The sequence below is a fragment of the Amycolatopsis sp. NPDC047767 genome (genome assembly GCF_040704195.1).
Lineage (GTDB): Bacteria > Actinomycetota > Actinomycetes > Mycobacteriales > Pseudonocardiaceae > Amycolatopsis.
Window position 1 is genome coordinate 44828 of record NZ_JBEYSJ010000024.1, and the last position, 10709, is coordinate 55536.

12 protein-coding genes and 1 pseudogene are annotated in these 10709 nt (G+C 70.5%); 7 read left to right on the forward strand and 6 right to left on the reverse strand.

Annotation, left to right across the window (positions count from 1 at the left end; translation table 11 throughout):
• Positions 1-29: 29 nt before the first annotated feature.
• Complete coding sequence (locus tag AB0878_RS33780) at positions 30-719, reverse strand: 4'-phosphopantetheinyl transferase superfamily protein (RefSeq protein ID WP_366584262.1); 690 nt, start codon at positions 717-719, stop codon at positions 30-32.
• A gap of 147 nt (positions 720-866) precedes the next feature.
• Here AB0878_RS33780 and AB0878_RS33785 point away from each other — a divergent pair, with 147 nt between their 5' ends.
• A complete protein-coding gene (locus tag AB0878_RS33785; protein WP_366584263.1) occupies positions 867-2036 on the forward strand; it encodes an acyl-CoA dehydrogenase family protein in 1170 nt (389 codons plus the stop codon).
• A gap of 100 nt (positions 2037-2136) precedes the next feature.
• Here the strand turns inward: AB0878_RS33785 and AB0878_RS33790 are convergent, their stop codons facing one another.
• From AB0878_RS33790 to AB0878_RS33805, 4 genes are read right to left on the reverse strand one after another with little or no spacing between them, the layout of a single operon-like run.
• On the reverse strand, positions 2137-2460 hold the full coding sequence (locus tag AB0878_RS33790; RefSeq protein WP_220244539.1) for a hypothetical protein: 324 nt from the start codon (positions 2458-2460) through the stop codon (positions 2137-2139).
• A gap of 46 nt (positions 2461-2506) precedes the next feature.
• Entirely contained in the window at positions 2507-3154 is a 648-nt protein-coding gene (locus tag AB0878_RS33795) for a TetR/AcrR family transcriptional regulator (protein WP_366584354.1), read from the reverse strand.
• Positions 3151-4683 carry an ATP-dependent acyl-CoA ligase gene (locus tag AB0878_RS33800; RefSeq protein ID WP_366584264.1) on the reverse strand — a complete coding sequence of 511 codons (1533 nt, stop codon included), beginning with the start codon at positions 4681-4683 and terminating at the stop codon, positions 3151-3153. Before AB0878_RS33800 ends, AB0878_RS33795 begins: the two co-directional genes overlap by 4 nt.
• Positions 4680-5423, reverse strand: a complete 744-nt coding sequence (locus AB0878_RS33805; protein ID WP_366584265.1) for an enoyl-CoA hydratase/isomerase family protein — start codon at positions 5421-5423, stop codon at positions 4680-4682. Before AB0878_RS33805 ends, AB0878_RS33800 begins: the two co-directional genes overlap by 4 nt.
• A 47-nt stretch (positions 5424-5470) precedes the next feature.
• On the opposite strand from AB0878_RS33805, the gene AB0878_RS33810 reads away from it, so the two are divergent.
• A complete protein-coding gene (locus AB0878_RS33810; RefSeq protein WP_366584266.1) occupies positions 5471-7063 on the forward strand; it encodes an amidohydrolase in 1593 nt (530 codons plus the stop codon).
• Between the two features lies 1 nt (position 7064).
• Here the strand turns inward: AB0878_RS33810 and AB0878_RS33815 are convergent, their stop codons facing one another.
• The gene (locus AB0878_RS33815) at positions 7065-7394 is read right to left on the reverse strand and encodes a hypothetical protein (RefSeq protein ID WP_366584267.1); all 330 of its coding nucleotides are present in this window, start codon (positions 7392-7394) and stop codon (positions 7065-7067) included.
• A gap of 55 nt (positions 7395-7449) precedes the next feature.
• On the opposite strand from AB0878_RS33815, the gene AB0878_RS33820 reads away from it, so the two are divergent.
• The 5 genes and pseudogenes from AB0878_RS33820 (at position 7450) to AB0878_RS33840 (ending at position 10230) form a co-directional block, all read left to right on the forward strand.
• Complete coding sequence (locus tag AB0878_RS33820) at positions 7450-7890, forward strand: GNAT family N-acetyltransferase (RefSeq protein WP_366584268.1); 441 nt, start codon at positions 7450-7452, stop codon at positions 7888-7890.
• Between the two features lie 111 nt (positions 7891-8001).
• On the forward strand, positions 8002-8685 hold the full coding sequence (locus AB0878_RS33825; protein WP_366584269.1) for a metal-dependent transcriptional regulator: 684 nt from the start codon (positions 8002-8004) through the stop codon (positions 8683-8685).
• Between the two features lie 190 nt (positions 8686-8875).
• Positions 8876-8935: pseudogene (locus AB0878_RS33830) on the forward strand (pentapeptide repeat-containing protein); the annotation flags it as partial.
• Positions 8936-9004: 69 nt separating this feature from the next.
• Positions 9005-9826, forward strand: a complete 822-nt coding sequence (locus AB0878_RS33835; protein ID WP_366584270.1) for an LLM class flavin-dependent oxidoreductase — start codon at positions 9005-9007, stop codon at positions 9824-9826.
• 74 nt (positions 9827-9900) lie between these two features.
• Positions 9901-10230: a transcriptional regulator gene (locus AB0878_RS33840; RefSeq protein ID WP_354874815.1), complete on the forward strand. Its 330-nt coding sequence runs from the start codon at positions 9901-9903 to the stop codon at positions 10228-10230.
• Positions 10231-10709 lie beyond the last annotated feature (479 nt).

A 10709-nucleotide genomic window follows, 5' to 3' on the forward strand; every position in this document is an offset into this window, starting at 1 on the left:
CGCGCCGCCTGGCGCGGGTGCGCGGGCCGTCAGGGGAGCCAGTGCTCCTCGGTGACCTCCAGCGTCTCCGTGGTGAGGGCCGCGACGGCCGCGCGGTGGCCCTCGGTCGCCTTGAGGTCCGCCAGGCGGGTGCGGGCGGGGTCCAGGGCCGGGTCGCCGGAGGAGACCAGCTCGGCCGGGGCGTCGTAGGGCGAGAACGTGATGCTCTGCAGCGGGATCTTCAGGCCCTTGCCGGTGGCCTTCATGACGGCCTCCTTGCGGGTCCAGTAGACGAAGAAGGCGGCGGATCGCTCCGTCTCCGCCAACCCGGCCACGGCCTGCTGCTCGGCCGGGCTCAACGCGTACTCGATGAGCGACTTGTCGGCCCGGCGCGAAGAGGTCTCGACGTCCAGGCCCACCGGCACGCCGTCGGTGGCCGCCACGCCGATGAGCTGGCCCGAGTGCGAGATGGACAGCGTCAGGTCCGAGCCAGGCACGCGGGGTCGGCCGTGGGGCTTGCCACAGTCCTCACAGGTGGCGTCGAAGACCACGGACTCCACGGGCACGCCCAGGCGTGCCGCGGTGAGCGTTTTCGCCAGCACGCGGCCGGTCAGGAAACGGCGCTTGTCCAGCTCCAGCCGGTAGGCCTCGAAGCGGCCGCGCTCGAGCTCGTCGAGCAGCCGCAGGAAGCGGTCTTCCGCTGCCAGCGGCTCCGACCACCGGACCACGATCTGCGTCACCTGGCACCCTCCTCGTCCACCCTCGATCTTCCCGGCGCCGAGGCGCGTTGTCACGGTAACCGGCCGGGTACTAGGGGGACCCCGAGACAACGCGGTACCCTCGGGTAAGCAAGCGCTTAGCCGGACGGCTTGGAAAGGGACGACCCGATGGATTTCACCCTGAGCACCGAAGAACGCGAAGTGCGCGACTGGGTGCGCACGTTCGTGCAGCGCGAGCTCGTGCCGCGTGAGCAGGAGGTGCTCCGCCGCGAGCGCGCCGGCCAGCCCGGGGTCACGGCCGAGGAGCTGACCGAGCTGCAGCTCAAGGCCAAGGAATCCGGCTTCTGGGGCGTGCTCACGCCGGAGGAGTACGGCGGCATGGGGCTGTCGGCCGTGATGGCCGCGCTGCTGGAGGCCGAGCTGGGCCGCACCTTCGTGCCGTTCCGCTTCGGCGGCGCCGCGGACAACATCCTGTTCCACGCCAACGAAGAGCAGAAGCAGACCTACCTGCTGCCGACGATCTCCGGCGAACGCAAGTCGTGCTTCGCCATCACCGAACCCGGCGCCGGCTCCGACGCGAAGGCCATCCGCACCACCGCGCGCAAGGACGGCTCCGACTGGATCATCAACGGCGAGAAGACCTTCATCACCGGCGGCAACGAAGCCGACTTCGTGATGGTCTTCGCCATCACCGACCCGGAGAAGGGCGCCAACGGCGGCGTCACCTGCTTCCTCGTCGACCGGGAGATGGGCTGGAAGTCCGAGTACATCGACACGATGGGCGAGTGGGGTCCGGCGGCACTGGTGTTCCAGGACGTGCGCGTGCCCGAAACGCAGATCCTCGGCGAAGAGGGCCGCGGCTTCGAGCTCGCGATGCAGTGGATCGGCCAGGGCCGCTACCTGCTGCCCGCCCGCGCGATCGGTTCGTGCGAGCGCCTGATCTCCATGGCCATCGAGCACGCCAACACGCGCGAGACGTTCGGGCAGAAGATCGCCGAACGCCAGGCGATCCAGTGGATGATCGCCGACTCCGGCGTGGAGCTCGAAGCGTTGCGCTGGCTCGTGCTGCACGCCGCGTGGCAGGTGGACCAGAAGATGGACTCGCGCCACGCGCAGTCGATGGCGAAGCTCTACGGCGGCCAGAAGGCCAACGAGATCGTCGACCGCGTGCTGCAGATCCACGGCGGCATGGGCTACACGCGAGAGCTGCCGGTGGAGCGCTGGTACCGCGAGCTGCGGCTGCTGCGCATCTACGAGGGCACCGACGAGATCCAGCGCCGGACCATCGCGCGCAACCTCCTCAAGGGCCACGTGAAGGTCGGCGGCGCGCTCGGCTGACGCGGTAAGAAACGATGGTGTAAGAAAACCGTGAAGGCCTCGTGGCGGGACGTGTGTCCGGCCACGAGGCCTTCAGTGGGTGAACGGTGTTCTCAGCGAATCACTTGCTGCTGTTGCGGAGGGCGATGGGGACGCCGGCCAGGTCCTCTTCGTTGCAGAGCACCTTCACGTCGTAGTAGGGAGAACCCTGGCGGTCGTCGTAGTCGAGGTGAATCGCCAGCACGTCGAGCGGTTCACCGAGCCACTCCTGAGCTTGACGCAGCCACACGGCACAGCGTTCGAGTGCGGTCGGCAGATCGTCGTCACGGAACTCGACCGGGCGATACGGCACATCCTGTACCTGGTCGCGGGGGTTTGTTGGAGCGGGCAGGCTAGGTGCGAGACCCGAGTCGTCCAGTTCCAGTTGGATCGTTTGCTCAGTCACCCTTCGAGCGTCCCCCACGTTCGCCCAATCAGCAAGGCGTAGGACGCTAAAACCCCGGCTGAACAGGCATGTCCCACACCTGGGCGACCACTTCCAGGCACTGTCGCAGATCGGGAACGGCTACGGCGACGGGGTGACCGAGGGCACCCAGCGCCAGCTCCGCGTAGTGCGTGGCCAGCTCTTCGAGCGGCAACGGCCCCAGCGGCGAGTACCAGCGCGCCACCCCGCTGCACATCTCCAGCAGTGCCAGGCGCGTCACAGCCGGGTGTGCGGTGTGGAACACGCCCGCGGCGACGCCGTCGGAGATCGCCTGCGCCCACAAGTCCTCGTATTCGTCCCGCAGAGCGACGACTCGCGTACGCGCGGCATCCGAAAGCGCGTCGACTTCGTTGTCCACCACGCGGGTTTCGGCGGGCCGCGCGGCGTGCGCGAGCACGTGCAGCGCGACGAGCGAACGCAGGCGCGCCACCGGATCGGCCGCACCGGCGGTGGCCTTGCCCGCCGCGTCGAGCAGCCGCCGCAACGCGGTGGTCATGATCTCGACGAGCAGGTCCTCCTTGGTGCCCATGTAGTGGTACAGGCTCGCTGACGACAGCTCGGCCTCGCTCGCGAGGTCGCGGATGCCCGTGCCGTGGAAACCCTTGGCGGCGAACAGTTTCACGGCCGCCGCGCGCACGCGTTCGCCGCTGCTCACAGCCACGCCCCCGTGGTCCGGTCCCACGAGCCGGCGCGCAGGTCCGCCACCTTCCGCAGCTCGCCCTTCGCGACGCGTTCGGACGGCGTGAGTGGCAGCTCGTCGGCGAAGGTCCAGAAGCGCGGCACCTTGAAGTACGCCAGCTTCCCGGCGCAGAACTCGGCGAGCTCTTCGGGCGTCACCTCGCCTTCGCGGACAACGTAGGCCTTCACCTCTTCGCCGCGCAGCTCGTCGGGCACCGCGAGCACGGCGGCCAGCCGTACGGCGGGGTGCAGCAGCAGTGCGCGTTCCACCTCGTCGGCCGAGACGTTCTCGCCGCTGCGCCGGATCATGTCCTTCGTGCGGCCCACGAAGAACACGCGGCCCTCGGCGTCCATGCGCGCGAGGTCGCCCGTGTGGAACCAGCCGCCGGCGAACGCGCGCGCGGTGGCTTCCGGGTCGTCGTGGTAGCCGTGCATCAGGCCGATGCCGCGGATGAGCAGCTCGCCGGTTTCGCCGCGCGGCAGGGGTTTCCCGTGCTCGTCGGCGATCATCACCTCGCGGTCGCGGCTGGGCCGGCCGATGCAGCCGGTGCCCACGGCGACGTCGTGGTCGGCCTCCGGCACACGGATGTCGCCGCCGGTCTCGGTCATGCCGAACGCCTCGTACCACGGCGCGCCCCACCGCTGTTCCAGCTCGGCGTGCAGGTCGCGCGGGATGGCCGACGCGCAGATCGCGCGCACGCGGTGGTTGCGGTCGTCTTCGTGCGGCGGCTGGCGAAGCAGGAGCGTGGGCATGAGGCCGAGGCAGTAGAACCACGTGACGCCGTGCTCGCGCACCTTGGCCCAGAACGTGGACGGGTGGAAGCGGTCGAGCACCACGAGCGTCGCGCCGCCCGCGAGTCCCAACGCGACATTCCATTGTGGATCGATGTAGTGGAACGGCTGAGCGGTGAGAAGCACGTCTTCTTCGCCCACGGCGGGGAAATCCGTGGCGAGGCTGATCGCCAGCGTGGTCCAGTACCGGTGCGGCAGCACGCAACCCTTCGGGGCACCGGTGGTGCCGGAGGTGTACTGGATGTTCACGGGCTGCTCGGCGACGACGTCCGTGGCCGGCCTGGCTTCGGCTGCGCTCAGGTCCGCCGGCGTCAGCACCCGCTCCACGGCGGTGTCCGGCGCGATCTTCTCCAGCAGCTCCACGAACTCGTCGGCCGCCACGGCGAACCGCGCGCCGGAGTGCCTCAGCACGTGGGCACCGTCGAACTCGCGGTAGTTCGTGTTCACCGGCACCAGCGCCGCACCGAGCTTCGCCAGCGCGAGCCACAGCAGCGGGAACTCCGGCTGGTTGCGCAGCATCACGGCCACGCGGTCGCCGGGCCGCACACCCAGCTCGTGCAACGCGGTGGCGAACCGGCCGCTGCGCTCGTCGACGTCGGCGAAGGTGAACTGCTCGCCCGTCGCGTCGAAGACCCACGCCGTGCGCTCCGGCCACAGCTGCGCGGCTCGGTCGAGCAGCGCCACGAGGGTGTCGGCCTGCTGCAGGGGCTTCACGCACGGCTCCGGAACGCCTCGGTGGACTCGCGCACGGCGGCCGAGTGCTCGGTGATCAGCGCGTGGCTGACCTCCAGCTCCAGCGCGGATTCGAGCGCGTGGTCGATGCCGGAGTCGAGCGCCCGCTTGGCCATGGTGGCGGCCTCGGCGGGGTGGTGCGCGATCTTCTCGGCCCAGCCCAACGCCAGCGTCATGAGCTCCGCGGCGGGCACGGCGGCGTTGACCAGGCCCAGGTCGTGGGCGCGCAGGCCGTCGAAGCGCTCCCCGAGCAGCAGCAGCTCCTTCGCCTTCATCGGTCCGACGAGCAACGGCAGCAGGCGCGAGGCCGCGCCCGTCACGCTCAGCCCGAGCGAGACCTCGGGGAAGCCGAACACGGCGTCGTCGGCGGCCAGCACCAGGTCACACCCGAGCGCGAACTCCGCGCCGGCGCCGAGCGCGTAGCCGTGCACGGCGGCGATCACCGGCTGCGGCAGTGCGCGCAGCCTGCGGGTCACGTCCTGCAGCCGGTCGAGCCGGGCGCGGGAGTCGCCTTCGGGTGCCGGCTCCTTGAGGTCGTGGCCGGCGCAGAAGGCGCGGCCGTTGCCGGACAGCACGACCACCCGCGCGGTGCTGCGCGCGACGTCGTCCAGCGCGGTCAGGAAGTCGTCCACCAGCACGGGCGCCACGGCGTTGAGCCGCTCGGGGCGGTTCAGCCGGATGTGCGCGATGCCGCCCTCGACGGCGAGGTCCACGGTGCTCATGGCAGCGAGCCTAGACGTTCGATCGATCGATCGATAGGGTCGCGTTCATGCGGGTCGACGCGGTGTACGAGAACGCCCGGCTGCTCACCGGGGCCAGCGCCACCGAGGACAGTGCGCTCGCCGTGCTGCACGGCCGGGTGGTGGCGCTGGGTGAAGACGCCTCGGAGCTGTCCGCGCGCCGCCGGATCGACCTCGGCGGCGCGTCCGTCGTGCCCGGGTTCCACGACGCCCACAACCACATGGCGTGGTTCGGCATGGGCCTGGACGACGTTGCGCTGAGTGACTGCCGCAGCGTCGAGGAGGTCTACGACGCCGTGGCGCGGCGGGCCGCCGAGCTGCCCGCCGGCAGCTGGGTCATCGGGAGGGGTTACGACCAGAACAAGCTGGCCGGCGGCACGCACCCCGACCGCCATGGCCTCGACCGCGCCGCGCCCGGGATGCTCGTGCGGCTCAAGCACACGTCCGGGCACATGACCGTGGTCAACTCCGCCGTCCTGCACCAGCTCGACCTCGCGCACGTCCCGGTGGGCGGCGACGTGGTGCTCGACGCCGCCGGGTCGCCGACCGGGTTGTTGCGCGAGCAGGCCCAGCTGCTGCTGCGGCCGCTGACCTACCCGACGCCGATGGAGTCCGTGGTCCGCGGCCTCGACCGCGCGAGTGAGCAGTTCCTGTCCGAGGGCATCACGAGCGTGCAGGAAGCCGGCATCGGCGGTGGGCTCGTCGGGGAGACACCGGCCGAGCTCGCGGCCTACCAGCTGGCGCGCGAACGCGGGGTGCTGCGCGTGCGGAGCACGGTGATGGTGGCCGCGAGCGTGCTCCACGACCTGCCCGACGGCGCCGGGTTCGGCCTCGACCTGGGCCTGCGCACGGGCTTCGGCGACGAGTGGCTGCGCGTCGGCCCGATGAAGCTGTTCGCCGACGGTTCGCTGGTCGGGCGCACCTGCGCGATGCACGAGCCGTTCGCGGGCGAGCCCGGCAACCGCGGCTACTTCCAGGTGCCCGAGGACGAGCTGGCCCGCACCATCCGCCTCGCACACGACGCCGGCTGGCAGATCGCGACGCACGCGATCGGCGACCGGGCCATCACCGTGGTGCTCGACGCGTACGAAGCCGCGTTGGCCGCTTCGCCGCGCGAAGACCACCGGCATCGCATCGAGCACTGCGCCGTGCTGCAGCCGGCGGAGCTGGCGCGGCTGGCTCGGCTGGGCCTGATCGCGTCGCCGCAGGGCCGGTTCGTGAACGAGCTGGGTGACGGCATGCGCGCGGCCCTCGGCGAGGCCCGGGTGCCGTGGTGCTACCGCCTGCGCAGCGTCCTTGACGCCGGCTGCGTGCTGCCCGCGAGCTCCGACCGTCCGGTCGTCGACGGTGCCCCGCTGCTCGGTCTGGCCGACATGGTGCACCGGCGCACTTCGTCGGGCGCGCCGTTCTCGCCCGAGGAAGCGCTCACCCCGCAGGAAGCGCTGCACGCGTACACCTACGGCTCGGCGTACGCGACCTTCGCCGAACACGACCTCGGCACGCTGGAGCCGGGCAAGCTGGCCGACTTCGTGGTGCTTTCGGGTGATCCACTGTCCACTGTGGATGATCTCCGCGTGCTCGCCACGGCCGTGGGCGGCGAACTGCGCTACGAGGCATCGTGACCTATCGCTTGCCGACGAACGCACACGCTTCGCGCGCCAGCGCGGGCCAGTCGAGCGACGACTCCTCGGCGAGCGCGAACCACTCCTTCATCGGCGTGCCCTTGTTCGCGTCGAACCGCACGCCGTGGCCCTCGGCGACCAGCGCGTCGACTCGGGCCTTCGGTAGCTTCACCACGAGGTGCCCGCGGACGAGCATGGCGAAGATGCGGTTGTCCACGCGCAGGGCACTCGAACCGAACCCGCTTCCGGGCCGCGGCGGCTCGACGCCTTCGGCGTCTTCGCCGCCCAGCAGCTCGTCGATCAGGTCCTCGAACCGGTCTTCGGGGCTCATGTCCGCACCGTAACCGCCACCACCGACAAGAACCGACAAGATTGGGGCTCACCGCATGCCCGTCCGCGACGCCGTCTTCGAAGACGCCGAAGAGATCTGCGCGCTCATCGAAGAGCACGCCGTGTACGAGGAGAAGCACGACCTGAAGCTCGACCGCGCCGAGATGAGCGGCTACCTGTTCGGGCCCGAGCCCAAGGCGTGGGTCGTGCTCGCGACGCCGCCGGACCGCCCGGACGTGGTCGCGGGCTTCGCGTTCTGCAGCTGGAACTTCTCCACCTGGGAAGCGCGGCCGGGGATCTGGCTCGACGACCTGTTCATCCGCCCCGAATACCGCCGGCACGGGCTGGGTCGCGAGCTGCTCGACGAGCTGCGGTCGCGCACCACCGGCCGCGTCGAGTGGGACATGCAGGCGGGCAACGAGAAGGGCGAGGCGTTCTACGCGCAGCTGGGTGCGGAGCCTGTGCCGGGCTGGATCCGGTACCGCTGGCGGCCGTGATCGCCGCTGCCCGGATCACGCCGGCCCGGCCCGAGTCGTTCAGCGTTGAACCACATTCGGGCGCCCCCACGGCGTCCGGACGGTGAGGGGTGAGCCCGTATCGTATGCGGTATGGAAGATGGTTCCGTCCGGAGGTCGTCGTCGGTCGAGGACTACGTGCGCGTGATCTACGGGCTCGTCGAACGCGGTGAGTCCGTGACCAACGCGACTCTGGCGGGACGGCTCGAGGTGAGCCCTTCGTCGGCGTCGGGCATGGTCACGAAGCTTTCGCAGCTCGGGCTGGTCGCCCACGTGCCCTACCGGGGCATCGAGCTGACCGCCGAGGGGCGGCTGCTGGCGCGCTCGGTGCTGCGCCGGCACCGGCTGATCGAGACCTACCTCGTCTCCGAGCTGGGCTACACCTGGGACGAGGTCCACTCGGAGGCCGACGCGCTGGAGCACGCCGTGTCCGACCGGCTGGTCGAGCGCATCGCCGCGAAGCTCGGCAACCCCCTGCGCGACCCGCACGGCGACCCCATCCCGGCCCCCGACGGCAGCGTCGAAGAGGTGCCGATGCGCATCCTGGACGACCTGCCGCCCGGCGCCGTCGGCGAGATCGTGCGGGTGTGGGACACGGACCCGGAGCTGCTGCGCTACCTCACCGAACACGCCATCGGCCTGGGCGAGCGCATCGAGGTCGTGGAGCGCCAGCCGTTCGGCGGCCCCATGGTCGTGAAGGTGGGCCAGCCACCGGACGCCGCGACGCACGCGATCGGCAAGGAGATCGCGCAAGCGCTGTCTGTCGCCGTGCGCTGAGCTGTTCCGAGCCGAGCGCCGGGCCGAGGGCAGGGCCCACCCTCCCAGGGGGCCGCCCAAGATCCATTCTACCGGCGTGCACCGACAAAACCCGGTGCTCACCTGAGTTGTCCACAGGCAACTGGGATTGCCGTTTCCGCGCTGAGCGAACCTGCGCCGTGCGAACCAGCGCCGTGCGATCCGGCGCTGAGCGAACTTGCGCCGTGCGAGCCTGCGCGGTGCGGACCTGCGCCGAGCGACCGTGCGCTGATGGGCGTATGTGGCGGTGTCGCTCCTCGGCGGATGTGGGCTACGCCCGCCGGAGCCGACGATGGGCGCCATGACCACCAAACCGTTCCGCTTCGGGATCGTCGCCGGGTACGCGCCCGACCTCAAGGCCTGGACCGACCAGGCCCGCCGGGTCGAGGAGCTCGGCCTCGACACCTTGCTCGCCACCGACCCCGTCGGCGACGCCGACCCGCTCACGCTCGTGCCCGCGGCCGCCGCCGTCACCAGCCGCCTCACGCTGGGCACCTTCGTGCTCGCCGACCCGTTCCGCGACGTCCGCCAGCTCGGCTGGCAGGTGTCCACGTTGCACCGCGTGACGGGCGGCCGTTTCGAGCTCGGCCTGGGCGTCGGCCGGCCCGGCGCCGATGCGTTCGCCCGGCGCCTGGGCCGGGAGTTCGCGGCGCCGGGTGAGCGCATCGCGCGCCTGGCCGACACCATCGCGTTCCTCAAGGAGACGCCCGAGCGGCCGCGCCTGCTGCTCGCCGGCGGCGGCCCGAAGATGCTCGCGCTCGCCGCGCGCGAGGCGGATGTGATCACTCTGTCGTGGGCACCCCGGACGACGGAATCCGAAGCCGACTCTATTGTGGACAACCTCCGCGAAATGGCGGGCACGCGATTCGCCGACATCGAACTTTCCGTGAACTTGATTGCCGTCGGAAATGCGCCGGCACCGCAGATCGCGAAGTACACCGGTGTGGATGTTCCCGACCTCGCCGCCGCCGGCGCAGTCACGGTTCTGCCGGAAAACCCGGCTGTAGCACAGGAAACTCTTCTCCGGTGGCGCGAACGGTGGGGGATTTCCTACGTCACCGTCAATTCGGGCTACGCGGAAACCCTTGCGGAGATCGCTCGTTCTCTCCCCGCAGGCGGGTGAGTGCCCTTCCGATCATGCGGACTCCGGCCTACGCTCCGAGGTTTCGGGAAGCGACATGGTTCGGAGCGTGTGCGATGACCGGTCAGCGAACGTCGACGATGGACAGGGCGGAAACGGCGGAACGGGATCTCGGGCGTTTGCTCGAGGCCGGCCCGTTCGCGGACGCCCTGCGGGCGGCAATCAGGGCGAGGGGGCTAGGACTGGACAGGATCAGATATCGCTTGCGTGGCAGGGGAACTTCCCTGAGTCTCGCGACATTGAGCCACTGGCAGTCGGGGAGGTGCCGCCCGGAGCGGCCGGAATCGTTGCAGGCCCTAAGGAATTTGGAAGACATCTTGGGTGTCCCGCCGAATTCCTTGCGGCGCCTTCTCGGTCCTTCGCGCTCACGCGCTCAGCACCGATAACGCGCTGTGTTGTTTGCCTCGGCTCCGCCGAGGCGTGCGAGATCGCCTTTGGGAGCCGGCTCCTGGATCGAACGGCCGGATCGGCCTGGCAGCCGATCGCGCCGCCCCCTCCGGAAACCGGCGCGATCTCGCGTCGGGGCTGGGTTTTGATGGCTTGGGCAGGGCGGAATCGCGCGGCTGGAGCTACCGAGCAGGCGCGAGCGCGTAGCCGATCGGGGTTGAGCGACTTGGGCGGCGCGTGAGTGCGCGGCTTGGCCAGGTTGGTTGCCTCGGGCAGGGCGGGAAAGCGCTGTCCACCTGGGTTGAGCGGCTTGGGCAAGGCGCGAGTGGGTAGCGGATCCGGGTCGAGGGGCGAGCCGGAACGCCGCGAGTGCGCGGCTTGGCCAAGTTGATTGTCTCGGGCAGGGCGGGAAAGCGCGGTCCACCTGGGCTGAGCGGCTGGGCAGTGTGCGAGTGCGTGGCCCGATCCGGGTTGAGTG

What these genes read in the sequence shown, in the direction of transcription:
- AB0878_RS33785 (WP_366584263.1), top strand. Translation starts at nt 867, where the DNA reads ATGGATTTCACCCTGAGCACCGAAGAACGCGAAGTGCGCGACTGGGTG.
- AB0878_RS33805 (WP_366584265.1), bottom strand. Translation starts at nt 5,423, where the DNA reads ATGAGCACCGTGGACCTCGCCGTCGAGGGCGGCATCGCGCACATCCGG.
- AB0878_RS33810 (WP_366584266.1), top strand. Translation starts at nt 5,471, where the DNA reads ATGCGGGTCGACGCGGTGTACGAGAACGCCCGGCTGCTCACCGGGGCC.
- AB0878_RS33815 (WP_366584267.1), bottom strand. Translation starts at nt 7,394, where the DNA reads ATGAGCCCCGAAGACCGGTTCGAGGACCTGATCGACGAGCTGCTGGGC.
- AB0878_RS33820 (WP_366584268.1), top strand. Translation starts at nt 7,450, where the DNA reads ATGCCCGTCCGCGACGCCGTCTTCGAAGACGCCGAAGAGATCTGCGCG.
- AB0878_RS33825 (WP_366584269.1), top strand. Translation starts at nt 8,002, where the DNA reads ATGGAAGATGGTTCCGTCCGGAGGTCGTCGTCGGTCGAGGACTACGTG.
- AB0878_RS33835 (WP_366584270.1), top strand. Translation starts at nt 9,005, where the DNA reads ATGACCACCAAACCGTTCCGCTTCGGGATCGTCGCCGGGTACGCGCCC.
- AB0878_RS33840 (WP_354874815.1), top strand. Translation starts at nt 9,901, where the DNA reads ATGACCGGTCAGCGAACGTCGACGATGGACAGGGCGGAAACGGCGGAA.